Source organism: Aquimarina rhabdastrellae, from assembly GCA_947387485.1.
Taxonomy (GTDB): domain Bacteria; phylum Bacteroidota; class Bacteroidia; order Flavobacteriales; family Flavobacteriaceae; genus Aquimarina.
The window spans coordinates 35,689-59,973 of sequence record CANDNT010000022.1 but is presented as its reverse complement, the minus strand read 5'-3'; the positions used below and the strand labels follow the sequence as shown (position 1 = coordinate 59,973).

Below are 24,285 nucleotides of genomic sequence, written 5' to 3'. Positions count from 1 at the left end.
TCGTTTCCTTTAGCCGTTTTGCGGGTGCAAATATACAACCCTTTTTTACTTCTACAAGCCTTTTTCCTATCTTTTTTCTAAAGTTTTTTCACCTACATCCTTACACACCTATACTACAGCGCTTTATACACAAAAGTTTTTTTAAAGGTTTTTGATAAAAAAGAAAAAGCGAGTTACAATGAACTCGCTTCTCTATAATATTAATATATCATTATTGCTTATCAAACTGGAATGAAGTACCATTTTCAAACTTTAAAAAGTATTTACCCGATTTCAGCTTCCTTATATATATCTTCTTCCCTAACCTATACTTTCCATTCTTTCTTATTAAGTTTCCTTCATCATCATAAATTTGAAACTTTGTCATATCATATAACGATTCATCATTTTGAATCATTATATATTCTGATGTAGGATTAGGGTATAATGTCATCTTAGGTTTATCATCTGTAGTTTCCAATAAATTAATCTCTATTACTTCAGATAATTCACTCGTATTATATAGGTATCTATAATCATCGTTTACCAATGCTATCATTTCTATAGTATATGTAGCTCCACTCTCCAAGTTAAACAATTCTATATTATCTCCCTCTACTACAAACTCTGATAAAGCCCCATTGTGATTTCTTAATCTAATTGTTGTTGCTTTTGTATACTTAGAAGTAGTCCATAACAACTTACAACTTGTCTCTGTCACTTCTTCAACAGTTATTTCTGGTGAAGCTATTGTAACCTTATCTACATAGTCATATAAACTAATATGCAGATTTTTAAAATTAGTACTTGTCTTATCATTATAAGCTCGAATCGTAATATTATCTGTAAAGTTTTTATAAAAGTTTTCTAAATTAAATATCACACTTGGTTCTGAAACTGTTTTTATCTGTATTTCTTTTTTCCAATTTTGCTGCTCATCATAATAATTACTAGTGTATGCTATCTCATATGAAGTTGCTTCCGGGACTTCTTCCCAATCTAATTTAAATACATATTCTTGATCATTAATAACTGTTCTATTTACTTTTCTTATTTCATTAATTCTATCATATTTTGAAGTATTCACTACGTTTTCTAATCTATTACTACAAACTGGGCAGAAATAATCATATTTCCCATAAGTCATTACACACTCAAAATTAGGTATATATACTTCATTATCTTCACTTGCTTTTGTAATACTTACATCGTCATGAGATAAATCTTCTTTCCACCTTATTGTTTCTGGGTCATTTATTATTGACTTATTAAATCCTTCTTCTTTAGAATTAGAATAACCATCTGATAATCCTGCCAAAGCATGTGCTAATTCATGAATTAATAAATACTTTTCCCATTCACTTTCAAAATTGCTATTTAACCCTAAAACCGATACTCCTTCTTGAGATGAAGCTCTACCACTAATAGGTTGTCCTTGAAAGCCATTTACCATAATAATGACATTATCTGTAAACGGAAGTTGTGTAGCTGCTGTTTTTCGTGCTTTGAGAGATATGCTTTTATCTAAAAAATAAGCTCTATAAGAATTTTGAAAATAAATCCCGAAAAAAGTATCCTTTAAATCTTCTTCTTTAATAGGATCATTAGCTGATGGACTTGCTATTTTAAGACTTATACTATTATCTACAGAAGGTGTATGTAGTGCATAAATATTTATCTTATCTAGTACTTTGGCATAAGTAGGGTTTAATTTTAATACTTCTGGTATTTGTTTTACTAGCTCTTCAAACTTAGGAAGTTCATTTTCTGTAAAGGCTTCGGCTACTACAACCAAATTGTATAGTTCTTCTGGAGAACCATTATCTAGAATTTTGGTCATTTTATACTGCGCGTGTGCTGTTAGATTTATTAATACTGCACACAGAAACATGAATATTGAATTCATTTTTCTCATAACTTGGGGTTTTATTAAATTAAAAATTTACGTTCTCATCACGTAATCTTTAAACCTAGGGGAAGAGCGCGCAAAAGTAGCTTTTCTATATATTCGATGTTTACGTTAACACCACCTTTTTTATACTGTCATACTATATTTATTTATCACAAACTCGCATAAGTAATTAGAGGTGAAATTATTCATCTTTTTAATCAATCCATTCTAGGTCATATAAAATCATTCATTTTTTGGTAATTCAGCTATATATTAAGGTATCTTATAAATTAATTTACATTATTCTATTGTACGGGTTTCTTTATCGTATTATATTTGCTACTTAAATTTATTTATTAATTCTTATGATAAAAATAACATTACCTGACAATTCGGTAAGAGAGTACAATAGTGGTGTTACCGCTATGGATGTAGCAAAAGATATCAGCGAAGGTTTCGCTAGAAATGTAATATCTGCAAAATTCAACGATACAACCATTGAAACCTCTACCCAACTTACCACCGATGGTAATCTTGTTTTATATACATGGAAAGATGATGAGGGTAAAACTGCCTTCAGACATTCTTCATCTCATGTTTTGGCGCAAGCCCTTGAAGAATTATACCCTGGTGTTAAACTTACTATAGGCCCTGCAATTGAAAATGGTTTTTATTATGATGTAGATTTAGGTGAACACTCTATATCTGATAAAGATTTTAAGCGTATTGAGGATAAAATGTTAGAAATTGCTAGAGGAAAACATGATTTCAAAATGCGTTCTGTTACAAAAGCAGAGGCTTTACAATTATATAAAGATCAAGATAACGAGTTCAAAGTAGAACTTATTGAGAATCTAGAAGACGGCACTATTACTTTTTGTGATCACGATACTTTTACAGATTTATGTCGTGGTGGACATATCCCTAATACAGGCTTGATCAAAGCCGTTAAGATTATGAGTGTAGCAGGTGCATATTGGAGAGGAGACGAAAATAAGCCTCAATTAACTCGTATCTATGGTACTTCTTTTCCTAAACAGAAAGAATTAAAAGAATATTTAGCACTTCTAGAAGAGGCTAAAAAACGTGATCACAGAAAATTAGGTAAAGAACTAGGTCTTTTTACATTTTCTCAAAGAGTAGGTCAAGGACTTCCGTTATGGTTACCTAAAGGTGCTGCTTTACGTGATCGCTTAGAGCAATTTTTGAAAAAAGCTCAGAAAAAAGCTGGTTACGAAATGGTAGTAACGCCTCATATTGGTCAAAAAGAGTTATATGTTACTTCTGGTCATTATGCTAAGTATGGAGAAGATAGTTTCCAACCAATAAATACTCCTGCAGAAGGTGAAGAGTTTTTATTGAAACCTATGAACTGTCCTCATCACTGTGAAATATATAAGAGTGGGCCTTGGTCTTATCGAGATTTACCAAAACGTTTTGCCGAGTTTGGTACTGTTTATCGTTATGAGCAAAGTGGAGAGTTACACGGATTAACACGTGTAAGAGGTTTTACTCAAGATGACGCACATATTTTCTGTACTCCAGATCAATTAGACGAAGAATTTAAAAAGGTTATTGACCTTGTATTATATGTTTTTGGATCATTAGGGTTTGATAACTTTACAGCTCAAGTATCTGTTAGAGATCTATCTAAACCAGAAAAATATATTGGTGATGCTGAAAACTGGGAAAAAGCAGAAAATGCTATTATCAATGCTGCCAAAGAGAAAGGGTTAGATTATGTTATCGAATCTGGCGAAGCTGCTTTTTATGGTCCAAAACTTGATTTCATGGTGAAAGATGCTTTAGGAAGAAGTTGGCAATTAGGGACTATACAAGTAGATTACAATTTACCAGAACGTTTTGACCTTACTTATAAAGGCGCTGATAATGAGTCACACAGACCTGTAATGATTCACCGTGCACCTTTTGGAAGTATGGAGCGTTTTATAGCTATTTTACTAGAACATACAGGTGGTAATTTCCCGTTATGGTTAATGCCTGAGCAGGCTATTATTCTCTCTCTCAGCGAGAAATATGAAAAATACGCCGAAAAAGTTTTAAATTTGCTAGAAAATGACGAAATTCGCGCCCTTACAGATCATAGGAATGAGACTGTAGGTAAGAAGATTAGAGAGGCAGAAATCAATAAATTTCCTTATATTATAATTGTAGGGGAACAAGAAGAAAAAGATAACACTATCTCTGTACGTAAACACGGAGGTGAAAATATAGGATCGATTTCAGTGGAAGAGTTTTCAGAATTAATTAAAAACGAAATTAACAGTACACTTAAATCATTTAGATAATTAAATACGTTTAACTAAAATTTTATAGCCATAGCAATAAGAAGAAAAAAAAGCCGGAAACCTATAAGACAGGTAAAAGAAGATCCGCACAGAATTAATCAAAAAATTCGCGTAGACGAGGTGAGATTAGTAGGTGATAATATAGAAGTAGGTATTTACCCTACAAGAAAAGCATTAGCTCTTGCAGAAGAGCAAGAATTAGATTTAGTAGAGATCTCTCCTAAGGCGGTACCTCCTGTTTGTAAAATTATGGATTATAAAAAATTCCTTTACGAACAAAAAAAGAGAGAAAAAGTTCTTAAATCTAAAGCTAGTAAAGTAGTTGTTAAAGAAATTCGTTTTGGTCCTAATACAGATGATCATGATTATGAATTCAAAAAGAAACATGCTATTAAATTTTTGCAAGAAGGTGCAAAATTAAAAGCTTATGTTTTCTTTAAAGGTCGTTCTATAATTTATAAAGATCAAGGGCAAATTTTACTTCTTAGACTAGCACAAGAGCTAGAAGAATATGGTAAAGTTGAGCAAATGCCTAAACTAGAAGGTAAAAGGATGATTATGTTTATTGCACCTAAAAAGGTAAAATAGTATAATCACTAACAATAGATGAGTGAGATTTTTATCTAAATACAGAGCACACAATGCCTAAAATGAAAACTAAATCCAGTGCAAAGAAGCGTTTTAAGCTTACTGGTACTGGTAAAATTAAAAGAAAGCACGCTTTTAAAAGTCACATCTTAACAAAGAAGTCTAAGAAGCGTAAATTAGCTTTAACTCATGCTACATTAGTACATGAGAGTGATGAAAACAGTATCAAACAACAATTACGTTTAAAGTAATTCTATTTTTGATACCGATTTTCGGTTAAAATTATTGTAAACCCAGGAGTTAGGCTCAATTAAAGTATCTTAAATTAATTATAAGAGATCGCCTACTACTAAAAAATTTAAATTATGCCTAGATCAGTAAATTCTGTTGCAAAAAGAGCTAGAAGAAAAAAAGTTCTTAAGCAAGCTAAAGGTTACTTTGGACGTCGTAAAAACGTTTGGACAGTAGCAAAAAATGCGGTTGATAAAGCAATGTCATATGCTTATAGAGATCGTAGAAACAAAAAAAGAACTTTCCGTGCTTTATGGATCACTCGTATTAACGCAGGTGCTCGTTTACACGGTATGTCTTACTCTCAATTTATGGGAAAAGTTAAAGCTAATGACATCGAGTTAAACCGTAAGGTTCTTGCTGACTTAGCTATGAACAATCCTGAAGCTTTTAAAGCGATTGTAGAGAAAGTAAAGTAATTTTTTATAACAACAATAATTATCTCACTTATATAGAAATCCGCTCAATTGAGCGGATTTTTTATCTTTGCACCCTATGTATAAACAGATTAACAGTACTCAAAATTCTCACATAAAATTTCTTTCTACTTTAAAAGAAAAATCACGAATTAGAAAAAAAGAAGGATTATTTCTAATTGAAGGACAACGAGAATTAAGTTTAGCATTAAAAGGTGGTTATGAAATCACTCAACTATTTTTTTGCGATGATTTGATCTCGATCGAAGATCTTAATGCGCTCTTAGTAGATTCTCATTCTTCTATCGAGAAAGTTATAATTTCAAATGAAGTTTATCAAAAATTAGCTTTTAGAGGTACTACAGAGGGTATTTTGGCCGTTGCCAAAACTAAAGAACTTCATATTTCTTCGGTTGAATTATCAACTAAAAAGCCGTTAATTCTAGTTGCTGAAGCTCCAGAAAAACCTGGTAACATAGGAGCTTTATTACGTACTGCAGATGCAGCTAATGTCGATTTGGTATGTATCGCCAATCCTAAAACAGATATGTATAACCCTAATATTATACGTTCTAGTGTAGGTTGCTTGTTTACTACTCCAATTGCTGTAGGAACTACAGAAGAAATATTGGATTATTTAAAAGGTCATAATATTAATATTTACGGTGCTGCACTTCAAGCATCTGTAGCATATCATACTCTTGATTATACTAAACCTACCGCAATTGTCGTTGGTACAGAAGCTACTGGACTCAGTTCTAAATGGATAGACAACACTACTCAAAATATTATTATCCCAATGAGTGGTGCTATTGATTCTATGAATGTTTCTGTGGCTGCTGGGATTTTAATTTTTGAAGCCAAGCGACAACGTAATTTTACTTTTTAAAAACATCTAGACTAACATCCTATCATGAGCGCATCTACCCTTTTTTATATATTATTAATTATTATCATTATCGTTCATTTTATAGATTCTATTCTTGACGTTTTTAATGCTAAACATTTCTCTAAAAAAATTCCTCATGAACTCGCAGATGTATATCCAAAAGATGAATATCAAAAATCTATAGCTTATAAAAAGGTTAATTTTAAATTTAAATTAATCACTTCTTCTATTTCATTATTTACCATGTTGGCTTTTTTAGCTTTTGATGGTTTTGCCTTGCTCGACAATTTTGTACGAACTTTTTCTAATAATGATATTCTTGTAGGACTATTATTTTTTGGTTTTATCATAATCGGTGGTGAAATCATTTCTCTCCCCTCTTCTTATTATCAAATTTTTGTAATCGAAGAACAATTTGGTTTTAATAAAATGTCACTTAAAACCTTTTTTGTAGATAAACTAAAAAACCTTCTCATGCTAATGTTATTAGGAGGAAGTATTTTAGCAGCTATTATTTGGTTTTATAATTTTACAGGCCCTTCTTTTTGGTTGTATGCATGGGGACTTGTTATAATTTTTAGTTTATTAATGAATATGTTCTATGCCAGATTTATTGTTCCTTTATTCAACAAACAAACTCCTCTTGAGGAAGGTGAACTTAGAACTCATATTCAAGTTTATGCAGAAAAAGTTGGTTTTAAACTTAACAACATCTTTGTTATTGATGGTTCAAAACGCAGTACAAAAGCCAATGCTTATTTCTCTGGTCTAGGAAGTGAAAAACGTATTACATTATACGATACATTGATTAAAGATTTAGAAGTTGATGAAATAGTTGCTGTATTAGCTCATGAAGTTGGTCATTATAAGAAACGCCATATCATTTATAATTTAATACTTTCTATTTTATTGACTGGATTCACTTTGTGGTTATTATCCATATTTATTAATTCTCCTTTATTAGCTGAAGCTTTGGGAGTTTCTCAACCTTCATTTCATATTGGTTTAATTGCTTTTGGTATTTTATATACCCCTATTACAGAAATTACTGGCTTGTTTATGAATATGGTATCTAGAACATTTGAATATCAAGCAGACAACTATGCAAAAAACACTTTTAATGCTCCTGCATTAATTCGTAGTTTAAAAAAATTATCAAAAAATAGCTTAAGCAATTTAACTCCTCATCCAGCATATGTTTTTATGCATTACTCACACCCTACTCTGTTACAACGAATTAAAAATTTAGAACAATAACGAATAAGCCTATCACTTGTTTCTTACAATTCTTAATTGTATTTTTATTTGATGACGGAAACAGAAATAGAAGAAGAAAACAAAAAAATTGCGAAGGAATACAAAGAACTGCTTCGGATAAGTTATCGCGACCTAAGTACTGACGATAAAAAATTAATTCGTCAAGCTTTTGATGTTGCTGTTGACGCCCATAAAGAACAACGAAGAAAAAGTGGAGAAGCTTATATTTTCCACCCTATAGCTGTAGCTAAAATTGTAGCAAGCGAAATAGGTCTTGATGCCACTTCTATTGCTGCAGCTTTACTTCATGATGTTGTAGAAGATACTGATTATACTCTTGAGGACATTGAACAAATGTTTGGAGAGGTTATTGCCAGAATTGTTGATGGTTTAACAAAGATTTCTTATCTCAATAAGGATAAAGACATTTCATTACAGGCTGAGAACTTTAGAAAAATGTTACTCACGCTTAATGATGATGTACGAGTAATCATTATCAAAATTGCTGATCGTTTACACAATATGCAAACGATGGACTCAATGCGTCCTGATAAGCAGGTTAAAATTGCATCAGAAACACTTTATATCTACGCACCTCTGGCTCATCGTATTGGTTTATACAATATCAAAACAGAACTAGAAGATCTAGGATTAAAATACACCGAACCTGATGTATATAAAGATATTTTAGAAAAAATAAAAGATAGTAAAGAAGAGCAAGATGCCTATATCAAACGCTTTTCTGACAAAATATGTGAAGGTCTAGATAAAGAAGGCTTGTCATATGATATTAAAGGGAGACCTAAATCTATCTATTCTATACGCAGAAAAATGGTCAAACAGAATGTAAGCTTTGATGAAGTTTATGATAAGTTTGCCATTCGTATTATATATCGTAGTGACCGTGCTAATGAGAAATTTATTGCATGGAAAATTTATACTATAGTTACTGATTACTACCGTCCTAATCCGATTCGTTTACGTGATTGGATTTCACAACCCAAATCCACAGGATATGAAGCTTTACATATTACTGTAATAGGACCTGATGGCAAATGGGTAGAAGTACAAATACGTAGTGAACGTATGCATGAAATAGCAGAAAAAGGATATGCTGCTCACTATAAGTACAAAAATACTAACGAGAAACAAGATCAAGGTCTAGATGGATGGCTTAATCGTTTGCAAGAGGCTCTAGAAAACTCTGAAACAAATGCTGTTGATTTTGTTGAAGAATTTAAACTTAATCTATATGCAAAAGAGATTTTTGTCTTTACACCTAATGGTGATTTAAAATCATTACCTAAAGGCGCTACTGCTTTAGACTTTGGTTTTAGTGTACATACCGAGGTAGGTTTACGTACAAGAGGGGCACGCGTCAATGGTAAATTAGTCCCCTTAAGTCATGTTTTAAAAAGTGGTGATCAAGTAGAAATCATTACTTCAGATAAATCTAAGCCTACTTCAAACTGGTTAGATTATGCTACAACTGCTAGAGCTCGTGCAAAAATTAAATCTTCGTTAAAAGAAGAAAAGAAACAAATTGCCGAGGAAGGAAAAGTTATACTTAAACGTAAATTGCGTTCGCAAAAAATCACTCTTAATGAAAAAGTAGTAAACGAACTCGTTCTCTATTTTAAATTAAAAACTAGTCTAGACCTATTTTATCGTGTAGGTATTGGTACTATCGATAATCAAAAAATAAAGGAGTTTGCTACTACACGTAGTAATGTATTTATGAATTTTATCAAAAATAAAATTCGTAAAGGCAATACCGAAGAGGTTCATAAAGAAGAAATCACTTCAAAATACGATTTATTAGTATTTGGAAAAGAAAGTGAAAAATTAGAATATAAACTCGCTAATTGTTGTAATCCTATCCCTGGCGATGATGTTTTTGGTTTTATTACTGTAAACGAAGGTATTAAGGTTCATAAAAAGAACTGCCCTAATGCACTTCAACTACAAAGTAATTATGCTTATCGCATTATGAGTGCAAAATGGATAGATTCTACTCAAGAAGAGTTTAGAGCCGTAATTAAATTAAATGGTATTGATAATATTGGTGTTGTTAATGAAGTAACTCAAATTATTTCAAACAATATGCACCTTGCTATTTACAATATGAATTTTGATACTAATGATGGCGTATTTACTGGAAAAATCACTGTTGGGGTAAAAAATAATAACACCTTAAAAACTGTTATTCAAAATTTATCTAAAATAAACGGTATCGATAAAGTTACAAGACAATAAAAAATAATGTAAATTTGCTTTTTTAAGCGTATGAGCACACAGAACACTTCACAAGACGATCAAGAGATAGTAAAAGGAGTATTTACCAAATTCTTAGAAGAAAATGGTCATAGAAAAACTCCAGAACGTTATGCTATACTTCAAGAGATATATGATAGTGACGATCATTTTGATATAGAATCTTTATATATTAAAATGAAAAACAAAAATTATCGTGTAAGCCGTGCTACACTTTACAATACTATTGAATTATTAATGGATTGTAAACTAGTGCGTAAACATCAGTTTGGGCAAACTCAAGCACAATATGAAAAGTCATATTTTGACAGGCAACACGATCATTTAATTTTGACAGACACAGGAGAAGTAATGGAATTCTGTGATCCACGTATACAATCTATTAAGAAAACTATAGAAGAGATTTTTGATGTTGAAATCACTAATCACTCATTATATTTTTACGGAACCAAAAAGCAACCAACAAACTAAAACACACTAATGGCTGTAAATTTATTACTTGGTCTTCAATGGGGAGACGAAGGTAAAGGTAAGATTGTAGATGTTCTTACTCAAAATTATGACATCATTGCTCGATTTCAAGGTGGTCCTAATGCAGGGCATACTTTAGAATTTGACGGTATTAAGCATGTTTTACACACTATACCTAGCGGTATATTTCATGAAAAAGCAATTAATCTAGTAGGAAACGGAGTTGTAATCGATCCTGTGATTTTCAAGAAAGAATTAGACAATCTTGAAAAATACAATATTGATTATAAATCTAAATTATTGATTTCTAGAAAAGCACACTTAATACTTCCTACACATCGCATTCTTGATGCAGCTTCTGAAGCCTCAAAAGGTAAAGCAAAAATAGGATCAACACTTAAAGGTATAGGTCCTACTTATATGGATAAAACGGGTAGAAACGGTATTCGTATAGGTGACTTAGAACTTAGTGATTGGAAAGATCGCTATCGTTCTTTAGCAGATAAACATGAGGCTATGATTGATTTTTATAATGCTAAAATAGAATACAATTTAAAAGAACTAGAAGAAGAATTCTTTGAAGCTATTGAAACTTTAAAAACATTAACGTTTATCGATAGTGAGGAATATCTTTTTCAAGCTCAAAAAGAAGGTAAATCTATTCTTGCAGAAGGGGCTCAAGGTTCTTTATTAGATATCGATTTTGGGACATATCCATTTGTAACTTCGTCAAATACTACTGCAGCTGGAGCTTGTACTGGTTTAGGTATTGCTCCTAATAAAATCAAAGAGGTTTTTGGGATTTTTAAAGCTTACACTACTCGTGTTGGTAGTGGACCTTTCCCTACAGAGCTATTTGACAATGATGGAGAAACTATGGCTCGTGTAGGTCATGAGTTTGGAGCTACTACAGGTAGACCACGTAGATGTGGTTGGCTTGACCTTGTAGCTTTAAAATATGCTATTCAAGTAAATGGTGTTACTCAATTAATGATGATGAAAGGTGATGTTTTGAGTGGTTTTGAAACTATCAAAATATGTACTGCATATAATTACAATGGAGAGACAATTACTCATTTACCATATAATATAGAGCCTCAAAACCTTGAACCTATTTATACTGAGATGAAAGGTTGGAAAGAGGATCTTACACAAATGACTGAGGCTTCTCAATTACCTAAAGAAATGAATGATTATATAGCCTTTTTAGAAAAAGAGCTTGAAACTCCTATCACTATTGTTTCTGTAGGTCCAGATAGAAAACAAACTATTAAAAAATAATTTTTCTAGTTTTAAAATAGTAAAGGAGGTCTATCGACCTCCTTTTTTCTTATTCTTTAATAAACTTAATTGTTTGTTCTTCGTCTAATGTCATCAAATATATTCCGCTTTTTAAAAGTCCTAATTGGTGAGATATATCTATTTCATCATTATCCTGCTGATTTTCTTCTATATCAAATAACGTAATTAAGCGTCCTGAATAATCGTATATTTTGATTTGTTTAAAAACTTCTTGAGATACAAACTTCAAACTTGCTTTATTTTTTATTACTGTAGGATATAATATAGCTTTTTGTTGTTTTTTATCTTCTAATAAACTATTTCTCTGAGTAAAATCTTCCTTGTTTAACTGTCCTTTAGCAAAACCTGAGATTAATGATCTTTTAAAACTATTATCTTTTTCAGCATTTAAAAACATACTATAAACTCCATCTTCTAATTGGCTTATATCATAGCTATACTTTCCATTTTTCTCTTCAAATTCAACTCGTTTATAATTTTCTTCAACGTTTTCTCCTGTTAAAGTTGATTTTCTAATTAATATTGCTGAAACATTAACTGAAGTTATATCAAGGTTTTTCTCTTCTTTTTTGAAATCAATTTCTACTATTTCATTTATTTTATGCTCAAAAGTCATCTTGACATCATTGATTTGTTTCAATATTCCTAGATATCTAGTATCTCCTTCTATTCTAGACATACCTTTTTGAATAGGAATTACTGTTTCATTTAAACCTTTTCTATACTTTTTTTGATCTTCTATTTTCTCATTAAAATCATTATATACAGTAAAATCGGCTTGTTCGTTTTCGTGTAACAGATATAAAACTCCATTTTGGCTTTTCTCGTCCAAAACAATGTTCTTATTTTCGCCTGAAGAAGTTATTATATAATAATCACTTTCTATCTGTTTATGCTTTTGAGCTTTCTTATATTCTAGATTACTATTACTTCTATTATCGTTATCTAAAAATGTTTTAATATACGACCAACTAAACTGTCCCAAAGCTACATCTACATGATCATGAATTGCTCTTGAATCATTCTTACTATATACATAGGTTGCTCCTGGTCTTAATGTACTATCATATGGTGCAACACCATCATTAACTCCTTGAGCTGCTCTTAAAACACCTCCTGTAGCTAACATTATTGGAGCTGCTAATGTAGATCCGTTATAAAAACCTGAGGTTCCTAATACTACAAATTTCTCAGGTTCATTATCTGGATGATTATCAAAATATGGCCTAACTACATCTTCGCAATAGTATGTAGTAGATGTTCTAGATCCTTCACTCAAACCAGTAAGTCTCCATGCCCAATTTAGTAACGGAAATTCTGCAATATTAGCTAAATACGTTCCCCAAAAAGGAGTTCCTAACGCAAAAACCTTTTTCACTTTATCTTTCTTTCCATAATGATACATTGCTGCTTCGGCAGCTTTTCCTCCATTACTATGCGCTACAATATATACATCTGTAACATGGTATTTTGTTGTAATTCTATCTATAGATTCTGCTAGTAACTCTCCATTTTTCCAGAATCCTTCTCCTCTAGTTGTTGCTACAAATACTGCTTGATAACCTTCTTTATAGGTTTCTTCATAAAATGAATTATTAAATAAAAACTGTGTTTGATTAAGATCTATATATCCATGATTAAAAAGGATTACCTTCCCGTTATAATTAGGAGGTTTAGCTCCAAAATGAATTGTAGATTTTGTTATTGGCCCTATAAATAAAGAACTTACTCGCTCAGGTATGGGTAATTGGACTTCAACAAAAGATTGTGAATACGTAATGACACAACATAATAGTAGTATCAAGGTAAGTTTTAATTTCATATAAGTTGTATTTAGTTTGTGTTGTACTAAAACTAAATAATCAACTTCTTTTACTTGTTAAAAAAATACTGATTTATAGTTATTTTAACATTTCTAAAGTGTTTTACTTAAAAAATCTATTCTCCTAAATAAATAAAACTATTAATTACCAGAAATGGCTGATATCTTTCAAAAGCCTGATCACCTCCTCCACTATTGACAGTCACATTATGACTGTGATTTCCTGTTCTAGAAGTATTAGTATTTCCTCCTGATCTCATTACATTCAAAAAATTATCAGCTCTGTTAATCAACTGAAAGTTCTGGAAGATTCCACTTATTGAATGTCTATGATTTCCTCCAGTTGTAGTAGTCCCGTTAAAATTAATATCAGGTAAGTTCGCTCGTGTCAATGTTGTTGTTGCTTGCCCTCCAACATCACCTATAGTTTCTCCTCCTCTAGGATGTTTTAATACTCTATCACTAGCATTGGGCAGACTCGATGTAAATCCCAAATCTATAGCTGCTGTTCTTGCATTTGTGGGCAACGTATTTATCGCTCTACCATTTAAAACATACCAGCCATTATGATCTGTATTACGAACACTATATTTAATATCTCCTGTTATATCTCCAGATGAGCCATTTCCTATGGCTTCCCAAATAGTACCGTTCCATCTATAAACATTCTTATCATCTGTATTATAGACCACCGCTCCTTCATTAGCTCTTGTTACAGCTAGCATTTCTGCTGTCGTTGCAACAGGCAAGCCTAATACACTATTCTCATCTATCTGAGCATAACCTAATTGTCCACATACCAATATTAAAAAGAATAGTTTTTTTATCATCTTGTCTAAATATTTACAATCTTTCTGATAAGATTTACGGATACATTTTACGGTAAAACCATAATTCAAAAGCTAAAATACATCTTATTATATAATCACTTTTTAGAAACTCATCCAATAAATTATTTTATATCAAATTGACATTTTTTACTACTTTATTTACCATAATTGTCATTTTATAAAGCTATATACTCCTATTTTAAATCATTTTATAAATTAAAATTTTTATGTAGATCTAATTTGACAGTTATCATTTGTTAATGCATTTTTCTTTATAAATATTTTAATTTAAGCACTCTTATATTTCTATATACAACACAATCATTTGATACATTTTTCGTTATTTTGCACACAAATACAATTAGCTTGAAAAATATTTTTCTAATTATATGTGCCATATTCCTATTTCACAATTTAGGAATCGCTCAAGAAGTAAAAAAAATCAATATTACATCAGACAGGACTATCAAAGATGAAGAGAAATATCCTGGTGCGACTATCTTGGTTTCTATAGACAAACAAATTTATATGGAACATGATGGTGTTGAAATCTGGTGTGATCAAGCCATTTATTATGACCAAAGTAAATTTGTAAAAGCTTCTGGTAATGTAAAAATGAAACAAGGAGATACTATCTCTATGAAAAGTAAATATGCCGAGTATAACGGAAATACCAAATTTGCTTTTGCTAGTGATGATGTTTTTCTTGAGACACCTAATAATACTTTAAAAACTGACACCTTATTTTTTGATCGTATCAAACAACAGGCTTATTATAGAAGCGGTGGTATAGTTAAGGATTCAACAAAAACATTAACAAGTGTTATTGGTCGTTATTTTATGGATCGTAAACAATATTCTTTTTACTCAGATGTAGAAGTAATTGATCCAGAAAATAAAGTAAATTCTGATCGTTTAGATTATTTTTCAGAAAATGGTCATATCTATGTTTATGGACCTACAACTATTAAAGGTAAAGAAAGTACTGTTTATTGTGAAAGAGGATTTTATAACTCTAAAACTAGTATTGGCTATGCTATAAAAAAAGCTAGAATAGATTATGATAATAGAACTGTAAAAGGAGACAGCTTGTATTTTAACAGTACAACTAATTTTGCTTCTGCTACAAATAACATTAAAGTTATTGATACTGCTAACAATAGTATTATAACGGGGCATTATGCCGAAGTTTTTAAAGATAAAGATTCTGTCTTCATTACTAAAAGAGCTCTTGCAGCTACTTTACAAGAAAAAGATTCTATTTTTATACATAGTGATACTCTAATGGTTACAGGTAAACCTAACCAACGTATTATGAATGGTTTTAGAGATGTTCGTATCTATAAAAAGAATATGAGCGGAAAAAGTGACTCTATTAATGTAAATCAGATAACGGGATATACCAAGCTTTTAGGTAATCCGATATTATGGGCTCAGGGAAACCAAATGACCGGAGATACTATAACGCTTATATCTAATACAAAAACAGAAAAATTAGATTCTTTACATGTTTATCCTAATGCTTTTATTGCTCAAGAAGACACTCTAAAAGCGGGTTATAATCAAGTAAAAGGTCAAGCTCTATATGGACTCTTTAAAGACAATGAGTTATATCAAGTTGATATTGATAAAAATACCGAAACTATATTTTATCAACGTGAGAGTGAAGGTGATTTAAAACTAATTGGTATTAATAAAGTGTTATCCAGTTCAATAAAACTCTTACTTAAAAATAGAGATATCGAAGATATTTATTATTATCAAAATGTAGACGGAACACTTTATAGAGAGCAAGATTTACCTGAAAATGCCAGAGAACTTTCTGGGTTTCATTGGAGAGGGGATGAAGAAATTTTATCCAAAGCCGATTTATTTAAAGGTGAAGCACCTCCTAAATTAATTAAAATAAAAGGCTTACCGCTACCAAAAGATGAGGCAGATTTCTTTGATGAAGAAACCGTAAAACGATTAGAAGAAAATACTTCGGATAAATCGCGATTACAATCCAAGGATTATAAAGATGCTGATCAAAATTTAAAAAAGAAAGAGAAAAAACCACTCTCTTTAGATAAAAAATCACCTAAGAAGATTAACGAATAACTTATTGCTCTTTACCAATGCCCTTAAAAGACGATTTTTTTCAATATCAAGCGCAAACATCTCCTCATCCTCTTGCTATGGAAATTTCTCATGCAGAAGGTAGTTATATTTACGCAAAAGATGGTTCAAAATATTTAGATTTTGTAGCTGGTGTTTCTGCTTGCAGTTTAGGTCATAAACATCCTAGAGTTATACAAGCTGTAAAAGAGCAATTAGATAAATATTTGCATGTAATGGTTTATGGTGAATATATCCAAGAACCTGCAGTAGCACTAACAAAATTATTAGCTCAGCACTTACCTGCTCCTTTAGAAAAGACTTATTTAACCAATTCGGGAACAGAAGCGATTGAAGGTTCGCTAAAACTCGCTAGAAGAGTTACAGGAAGAAGCGAAATTATTGCTGCAAAATTAGCTTACCATGGTAATACTATGGGATCAATGAGTGTTATGGGGTATGAAGAACGTAAACAAGCTTTCAGACCTTTACTACCCGATGTTTCTTTTATTGAGTTTAATAATGAAGATGATTTAAATTTTATCACAGAAAAAACAGCTGGAGTTATTCTTGAAACTATCCAAGGTGGGGCTGGTTTTATAATACCTTCTGATAATTATTTACAAAAAGTACGTAAACGCTGTGACGAAGTTGGTGCTGTAATGATTTTGGATGAAATCCAACCTGGTTTTGGACGCATTGGAACTCTATTTGGTTTTCAAAAATACAATGTTGTTCCAGATATTGTAGTTATGGGTAAAGGTATGGGAGGAGGACTTCCTGTAGGTGCTTTTACTACTTCACCTCAATTAATGGATCAATTGCAAGATAATCCCAAGTTAGGTCATATTACAACTTTTGGTGGAAACCCTGTCATTGCTTCAGCTTGTCTGGCAACATTACAGGAAATTACAGAGAGTGACTTAATGGCAGCTACTCTGCAAAAAGAGCAATTATTTAGATCCTTATTAATTCACCCTTTAATTACAGAAATACGAGGTGAAGGATTAATGTTGGCCTTTATGACTCCTTCTGCCGAAATCACTAATCAAGTCATTTTGAAGTGTCAAGATCAAGGTTTAATCCTGTTTTGGTTACTTTTTGAACCTAAAGCAGTACGTATTACTCCTCCGTTAACTATCTCTGAAGAAGAAATAAAAGAAGGTTGCCGTATAATTTTATCCGTTTTGGATCAAATTGAGGCATAAAAACTACTCATGGTACATATTTTGTTAATTAGTTTGTTAACAACAATTGATTGCATAGGTTAACATTTCTAGTTTTCATTCGTAAATTTAGAATAGTAGAAATCAGTAATATCTAATTTATGTACTCGGGAAAGCGAATTAAAAATCCTGTTTTCTATTATTTATATTTACACTGGGTTGTGTTGTTCATAACTATATCTAGAAGGTGTAACATAAATGTCTATTTTTACTTCGCTCCAAAAACAATGTTTAATATCATAATCAAACGTGCATGAACTATAACCATGAAGAAGAAGAAGCAAGTCTTTCACTCAATCGTTTTGAATCCATGTTGAAGTCAAACGATGTGAAATTCTTTGATTCAAATGAGTTTGAATCGATTATTGATTATTACATCGAAAATGGAAAAATTGCTAAGGCAAAAAAAGCTTTATCTCTAGGATTATCTCAACATCCTTCCTCTATAAGTCTACGCTTATTACGTGTAGAAGTTATGGTTTTTGAAAATCAGCTTGATAAAGCCGATGATCTCTTGGCAGAATTACATGCTATTGAACCTAAAAACGAAGAAGTCTATATTCAAAAAGCAAATATACTTTCTAAACAGCACGATCATAAAAAAGCTATTCAATTATTAAAAATGGCTTTGGGTTATACCAAAGATCCAGCTGATGTTTATTCTTTATTAGGAATGGAATATTTGTTTCTTGATGATTATGAGCATGCAAAAATTAATTTTATGTATTGTCTAGAGAATGATCCTGAAGATTATTCTTCTCTTTACAATATTATTTATTGCTTTGATATATTAGAACAGCATACCGAAGCTATTAAATATTTAAATGCTTTCTTGGACAAAAATCCTTATTGTGAAGTTGCTTGGCATCAAGTAGGTAAACAATATTACGATCTTGAATTGTATAAAAAGGCACTTACTTCTTTTGATTTTGCTATCATAAGTGACGAATATTTTATTGGTGCTTATCTAGAAAAAGGTAAAGTATTAGAGAAATTAAAGCGTTATCCTGAAGCTATAGAAAATTATAAGATCACTCTAGAATTAGATGATCCTACTTCTTTTGCTTTGTTACGTATTGGTAAATGTTATGAGCAATTAGGTCAATATGACCTTGCTATTCAATATTTTTCACGCACAGTACATGAAGATCCTCTATTAGACAAAGGGTGGATTGCTATTACTGATTTTTATATGCGAAAGAAAAATTTTCAAAAAGCTTTATACTATATCAATAAAGCCATAAGCATTGATAGTGAAAACGTATTATACTGGAAACGTTATGCCACTATAAACAATCGTTTATCTTTTTTTGAAGAAGCAGAAAGAGGTTATAGAAAAGCTTTGGAACTAGGAAATTATGAATTAGAAACCTGGCTTTCTCGTTCAGATATCTTAAAATTTCTAGGTGAATATGAGGCCGCGAGACACAATCTTTTTCAAGCTATAGAATTTTATCCAGAAAATGTAGAGATACTCTATCGTCTTGCAGGTTTATTTTATGAAACTCAAAACTTTGAAAAAGGTGAGAATTTCTTAAAGCAAGCGCTATCTATAGACACTGAATATCATATTATTTTAGAAGAACTATTTCCTCGTGTGTATACCTTATCAATAGTACAGAATATCATTAAAACTTATCTTTAAATTTTAAGTTTATACATAACAAGATCGTCATCTTTTGCTTAGGTAATTCCATTTAAAATTACCTACATTTGTTATTAGTAATGACTTGGTGATATTAATATCTCGAATTTACTCATTTGTAAAAAACGATACTTATGCAAAAAAGTCTAAAGGACTATTTCTTTATTGCTATTAAAGGTTTAGCAATGGGAGCTGCAGATGTAGTTCCTGGTGTTTCAGGAGGTACTATTGCTTTTATTTCTGGTATTTATGAAGAACTAATAGAAACTATCAATAAACTTGATCTAGGCTTTTTTAAGGCTTGGAAAAAAGAAGGTTTTAAATCCGCATGGAATTCTTATAATCTATCTTTTCTTTTAGCTCTTTTCTGCGGAATTGCTATAAGCATCTTATCTCTAGCAAAAATTATTAAATGGTTATTATTTAATCAACCACTATTGCTATGGGCTTTTTTCTTTGGCTTAGTGTTAGCTAGTATTATTTATATAGGAAAACAGATAACTTCATGGAATATTAAAACTATTATTCCTTTATTAATAGCATCTGTCCTCTCCTATTTTATTACTATTGTAGAACCGATAGCTTCTCCAGATAGTAATCTCTATTTATTATTTTGCGGATTTATTGCTATTATTGCTATGATTCTACCAGGGGTGTCTGGTGCATTTATTCTTTTACTTCTAGGTGCTTATCAAACATTCATCGATATTCTTAATCAATTGAGAGATGGTATTTTTAAATTTGACCTAGACCTTTTATGGAATGCTATAGTTAAAGTTTTAATTATAGCTGTTGGTGCTGTTTTAGGTTTAAAACTTTTTTCAAAAGCATTAAACTGGATGTTTAAAAATCATAAAAATACGACCTTAGCCTTATTAACTGGATTTATGATTGGTTCACTTAACAAATTATGGCCATGGAAAAAAGTATTAAGCTGGAGGTTAAATTCCCATCAAGAAAAAGTTCCTTTATTAGAAAAAAGTATTTTCCCCGACCAATATAAAAATGACCCACAAATTATGATGGTTATTATATTTATCATTATTGGGTTCTTATTAATTTTTAGTTTAGAACGTATAGCTGCACAAAAAGGAAAATAATATATGCCACATAACACGAGAACGATAAGCGATAAACTTTTATTAATTATTAAAGGAATTGCTATGGGAGCTGCAAACAAAGTTCCTGGTGTTTCTGGTGGTGTTGTTGCTTTTGTTGCAGGCTTTTATGAAGAGTTTATCTATTCTCTTCAAAAAATGAATGGCAAGGCTTTTAAATTGTTGATTAATTTAAGGTTTTCTAGTTTTTGGAGATATATCAATGGTAAATTTCTAGGCTTTCTTATTCTAGGAATGCTTATTAGTTACTTTAGTGTTTCTAAACTACTGGATTATTTGATTATTCATTATGAACTTTATGTATGGTCTACTTTTTTTGGGATGATCATAGGTTCAATTTTATATATCTTAAAGGATTTTAATGATTGGAGCGTTCGCAATATCACTGTTCTCATATTAGGTATTCTTGCAGGTGTAAGCATAAGTTTATTAAATCCTGCCACAGAAAATGATAACCTATGGTTTGTATTTTTTTGTGGAATCATAAGTGTTTCAGGAATGACTTTACCTGGTCTATCAGGGTCTTTTATTCTTATTCTTTTAGGTAATTATGTTCTTTTATTAGTGGATTCTGTAAATGCTTTATACGATACTATTTCTAATTGTATTCAAGGAGATTATTCTTTTATCGATAATCCAGAACGTATTCGTTTATTAAAAGTATTAGTTGTATTTACTCTAGGATCTGCATCTGGTCTGGTAATCTTATCACATGCATTGGGCTATTTATTAAAACATTACAAAAACATTACTTTTGCTCTAATCATAGGTTTTATTGCAGGTTCATTGGGAGTCGTATGGCCCTGGAAAACTAAAGTTTTTAAATTAGATGTTTTAGGGAATACCTTATACGATACAAAAGGAAATCCTATTTTGGATAATTATGATCGTTTTTTTCCTGATTTAAGTTTAGGACAAACTTATATAGCAATACTTTATATAATTTTAGGGTTAGGAATTGTTTTAGGATTAGAATGGTACGGAAAAAGTAGGATAAAAAAGCCACATTAAATTCTTCTATATATTTATTATTAAAATACATACATTGTGAAAACATACGGATTAGTAGGTAAACAAATTAGTTATTCTTTCTCAAGAGGATATTTTTCAGATAAATTCTCTAAAGAAGCTATTGCTTCGACTTATGTAAATTTTGATATTCCTGTGATAGCTGATATTCAAACTGTTTTATCAAATACCGAAATAGGAGGATTAAATGTAACCATTCCGTATAAAGAACAGATTATTCCATATCTTGATAGTTTAGATCCAATTGCAAAGAAAATTGGAGCTGTAAATGTTATCAAGTTTGATCCTAATGGTAATCGAATTGGTTATAATAGTGATTATTATGGTTTTAAAAATTCACTAACACCTCATTTACATTCTAATATCAAAAAAGCTTTGATATTAGGAACTGGTGGAGCATCAAAGGCCATAGCCTATGCTTTAGAGTCTTTAGGTATACAATATACCTTTGTTTCTAGAAACCCAGATGAAGATCAATTAGCTTATCATCAACTAGATCAAGATATTATTCATGATTACAAATTAATTATTAATTGTACTCCTATAGGTACACATCCTAATACAGATCATTACCCAGATATTCCTTATGAATATCTCACTACCTCTCATATTCTATATGATTTAATTTATAATCCAGAAACCACTACATTTCTAAAAAAAGGAAAAGAAAAAGGAGCTACAATTATCAATGGGTTAAAAATGCTGATTTTACAAGCAGAAAAAGCTTGGGAGATTTGGAACTCATAAAAAACACATAATTTTCTTATATAAAATTAACATATTTTGATTAAATAATATATGTTAGCTTCAAAACTCATTATTCTCTTTTGAGTTTTTGTAAGATGTTAGTATCTTACGCATATATTAATTATCAGTAAACTAAAACATTTAATAAAATGTCAACACAGGATAACCTGCAACAAGCAGATGGAAACAGCAAGGAAAAAGAAGAAACAATCATAAATGCTACCACAGAAGAGCAAAACAATGCTACATCTGATCAAGATCATATCCAGAATCAGATGGACGAAGCTGTAGCAGAAGATAGTGAAGATGAAACTGCTGCCGAACGTTTTGACATTGAAAAGAAAGATTATCATGCCATGAGCAAAGATGCCTTGGTTTCTGAGTTCAAAAACTTACTGAATTCTCATAAAGTTCAAGCGATAAAAGAACATGTTGAAGAAATCAAATACGAATTCAATGCTAAGTTTAATGAAGAGCTTGAACAAAAAAAAGAAGAATTTCTTGCTGAAGGAGGAAATATTATAGATTTCTACTATTCAACTCCTATTAAAAAGGAATTCAACTCAGTTTACTTTGATTATAAAGAAAAAAGAAATAATTATTACCAGAATTTAAAGAAAGATCTACAATCTAATTTAAATAAGCGATTAGAGATTATTGAAGAGCTAAAAGGTTTATTAAATTTAGATGAAAACATTAGCTCTACATATAATCACTTTAAAGAAATTCAAGAGCGTTGGCGTAATGCTGGTCCTATACCTAGAGATCGTTACAATACTGTATGGAATACTTATCATCATCATACAGAAAACTTCTATGATTTCTTACATCTTAATAGAGATTTTAGAGATTTAGATTTTAAACATAATCTTGAACAAAAATTAAAGATCATTGATCGTGCTACAGAATTAGCTCAAGAAACAGATGTAAATCGTGCATTTAGAGAGTTACAATTACTTCATAAAATGTGGAAAGAGGATTTAGGTCCTGTTGCTAAAGAGCACAGAGAATTGATCTGGCAAAAATTTAGTGAATTAACAAAACAAATACACGATAATCGCCAGCAATACTATAAAGAAATTGATAAAGTTTATGAGCAAAATCTTGATGTAAAAAGAGGTATTATTGCTAATATTATAGAAGTTAGTAAAGACCAACCTAACAACCATAAAGACTGGCAAAACAAAATTAAAGAAATAGAAGCTTTAAGAGAATCTTTCTTTAATGCTGGAAAAGTACCTTCTAAAGTTAACGAACAAACATGGAGTGAATTTAAAACTGCAGTTCGTGATTTTAACCGCAATAAAAATGCGTTCTATAAAAATCTCAAAAAGGATCAGTTCGAAAATTTAAATAAAAAACTAGAGCTTATTCGCATCGCCGAAGAAAATAAAGACAGTGATGACTTTGAAGTTGTTACTCCATTAATGAAAAAAATTCAAGCAGATTGGAGAAAGATTGGTCACGTTCCTAGAAAAGAAAGTGATAAAATATGGAAACGTTTTAAAGATGCTTGTAATTCTTATTTTGATAAAATCCATGCACAACGCAATGAATTAAATAAAGAAGAAGAAGAAGCTTATACTAAAAAGCAAAATCATCTTAGCGCTTTAAAAGAGTTAGAATTAAGCGGTGATCCTAAAGTTGATATAGACGTTATTAAAAGTAATATCAATACATGGAAATCATTAGGAAGAGTACCTTATAATAAACGTTCTATCGAAACTGATTACAATAAAGTTCTTGATAGTTTATTTGAAAAACTTAACATGAGTCGTAAAGAAACTGAGATGGTTAAGTTTGAAAACAAGGTTAATTCTATGACTAACCAAGGTGATGATAGAGCATTGCGTAACGAACAAAATTTCATTCGTAAAAAGATTGATGAAGTTAAAGGTGAAATTCGTCAGTTAGAAAATAACTTATTATTCTTTAAAAATGCTAAAGATGATAATCCTCTAGTAAAAGAAGTACGTAAAAACATTGCTAAACATAATGATGCTTTGGATACGTGGAAAGATAAATTAAATAAATTAAAACAATTAATGTAGTCGCGTTACTATCATTAATTCAAAAAAAGCCTCTTGATTAATCATAATCAAGA

19 protein-coding genes are annotated in these 24,285 nt (G+C 30.8%); 16 read left to right on the top strand and 3 right to left on the bottom strand.

The genetic code is table 11. The features are described 5' to 3' along the window. Nucleotides 1-211: 211 nt before the first annotated feature. Nucleotides 212-1,885, bottom strand: coding sequence for a M64 family metallopeptidase (locus ACYEKI_RS19650; RefSeq protein WP_459212916.1), 1,674 nt, complete (start codon nt 1,883-1,885; stop codon nt 212-214). 350 nt (nt 1,886-2,235) lie between these two features. Between ACYEKI_RS19650 and thrS the strand changes: the two genes are divergently transcribed. The 9 genes from thrS to ACYEKI_RS19605 all read left to right on the top strand — a co-directional run bounded on the left by thrS (nt 2,236) and on the right by ACYEKI_RS19605 (nt 11,646). Then, the gene (gene thrS / locus ACYEKI_RS19645; RefSeq protein ID WP_459212915.1) at nt 2,236-4,179 is read left to right on the top strand and encodes a threonine--tRNA ligase; all 1,944 of its coding nucleotides are present in this window, start codon (nt 2,236-2,238) and stop codon (nt 4,177-4,179) included. A gap of 63 nt (nt 4,180-4,242) precedes the next feature. Beyond that, the gene (gene infC / locus ACYEKI_RS19640; RefSeq protein ID WP_459212918.1) at nt 4,243-4,767 is read left to right on the top strand and encodes a translation initiation factor IF-3; all 525 of its coding nucleotides are present in this window, start codon (nt 4,243-4,245) and stop codon (nt 4,765-4,767) included. A 53-nt stretch (nt 4,768-4,820) separates the two neighbouring features. Then, nucleotides 4,821-5,018 carry a 50S ribosomal protein L35 gene (gene rpmI, locus ACYEKI_RS19635; RefSeq protein WP_459212914.1) on the top strand — a complete coding sequence of 66 codons (198 nt, stop codon included), beginning with the start codon at nt 4,821-4,823 and terminating at the stop codon, nt 5,016-5,018. Between the two features lie 114 nt (nt 5,019-5,132). Next, entirely contained in the window at nt 5,133-5,477 is a 345-nt protein-coding gene (rplT, locus tag ACYEKI_RS19630) for a 50S ribosomal protein L20 (RefSeq protein WP_459212913.1), read from the top strand. 76 nt (nt 5,478-5,553) lie between these two features. Continuing rightward, nucleotides 5,554-6,363 (top strand): TrmH family RNA methyltransferase, encoded by an 810-nt coding sequence (locus ACYEKI_RS19625; protein WP_459212912.1) that lies wholly within the window; start codon nt 5,554-5,556, stop codon nt 6,361-6,363. A gap of 24 nt (nt 6,364-6,387) precedes the next feature. After that, nucleotides 6,388-7,620, top strand: coding sequence for a M48 family metallopeptidase (locus tag ACYEKI_RS19620; protein WP_459212911.1), 1,233 nt, complete (start codon nt 6,388-6,390; stop codon nt 7,618-7,620). Between the two features lie 51 nt (nt 7,621-7,671). Then, a complete protein-coding gene (locus ACYEKI_RS19615) occupies nt 7,672-9,876 on the top strand; it encodes a RelA/SpoT family protein (RefSeq protein WP_459212910.1) in 2,205 nt (734 codons plus the stop codon). Between the two features lie 30 nt (nt 9,877-9,906). Next, nucleotides 9,907-10,365 (top strand): Fur family transcriptional regulator, encoded by a 459-nt coding sequence (locus tag ACYEKI_RS19610; RefSeq protein WP_459212909.1) that lies wholly within the window; start codon nt 9,907-9,909, stop codon nt 10,363-10,365. Between the two features lie 9 nt (nt 10,366-10,374). After that, entirely contained in the window at nt 10,375-11,646 is a 1,272-nt protein-coding gene (locus ACYEKI_RS19605; RefSeq protein ID WP_459212908.1) for an adenylosuccinate synthase, read from the top strand. A gap of 49 nt (nt 11,647-11,695) precedes the next feature. Here the strand turns inward: ACYEKI_RS19605 and ACYEKI_RS19600 are convergent, their stop codons facing one another. Both ACYEKI_RS19600 and ACYEKI_RS19595 read right to left on the bottom strand, forming a co-directional pair. After that, nucleotides 11,696-13,489 (bottom strand): PGAP1-like alpha/beta domain-containing protein, encoded by a 1,794-nt coding sequence (locus ACYEKI_RS19600; protein WP_459212907.1) that lies wholly within the window; start codon nt 13,487-13,489, stop codon nt 11,696-11,698. Between the two features lie 116 nt (nt 13,490-13,605). Next, entirely contained in the window at nt 13,606-14,319 is a 714-nt protein-coding gene (locus ACYEKI_RS19595; protein ID WP_459212906.1) for a hypothetical protein, read from the bottom strand. Between the two features lie 366 nt (nt 14,320-14,685). On the opposite strand from ACYEKI_RS19595, the gene ACYEKI_RS19590 reads away from it, so the two are divergent. The 7 genes from ACYEKI_RS19590 to ACYEKI_RS19560 all read left to right on the top strand — a co-directional run bounded on the left by ACYEKI_RS19590 (nt 14,686) and on the right by ACYEKI_RS19560 (nt 24,232). Beyond that, on the top strand, nt 14,686-16,419 hold the full coding sequence (locus ACYEKI_RS19590; protein WP_459212905.1) for an OstA-like protein: 1,734 nt from the start codon (nt 14,686-14,688) through the stop codon (nt 16,417-16,419). 17 nt (nt 16,420-16,436) lie between these two features. Next, nucleotides 16,437-17,624, top strand: a complete 1,188-nt coding sequence (locus tag ACYEKI_RS19585; RefSeq protein ID WP_459212904.1) for an aspartate aminotransferase family protein — start codon at nt 16,437-16,439, stop codon at nt 17,622-17,624. Nucleotides 17,625-17,895: 271 nt separating this feature from the next. Further along, nucleotides 17,896-19,287, top strand: coding sequence for a tetratricopeptide repeat protein (locus ACYEKI_RS19580; protein ID WP_459212903.1), 1,392 nt, complete (start codon nt 17,896-17,898; stop codon nt 19,285-19,287). A gap of 134 nt (nt 19,288-19,421) precedes the next feature. Next, nucleotides 19,422-20,387 (top strand): DUF368 domain-containing protein, encoded by a 966-nt coding sequence (locus ACYEKI_RS19575; RefSeq protein WP_459212902.1) that lies wholly within the window; start codon nt 19,422-19,424, stop codon nt 20,385-20,387. A gap of 3 nt (nt 20,388-20,390) precedes the next feature. Further along, nucleotides 20,391-21,416, top strand: a complete 1,026-nt coding sequence (locus ACYEKI_RS19570; RefSeq protein ID WP_459212901.1) for a DUF368 domain-containing protein — start codon at nt 20,391-20,393, stop codon at nt 21,414-21,416. 33 nt (nt 21,417-21,449) lie between these two features. Beyond that, nucleotides 21,450-22,181: a shikimate dehydrogenase family protein gene (locus ACYEKI_RS19565; protein WP_459212917.1), complete on the top strand. Its 732-nt coding sequence runs from the start codon at nt 21,450-21,452 to the stop codon at nt 22,179-22,181. Between the two features lie 149 nt (nt 22,182-22,330). Then, complete coding sequence (locus ACYEKI_RS19560) at nt 22,331-24,232, top strand: DUF349 domain-containing protein (RefSeq protein ID WP_459212900.1); 1,902 nt, start codon at nt 22,331-22,333, stop codon at nt 24,230-24,232. Nucleotides 24,233-24,285 lie beyond the last annotated feature (53 nt).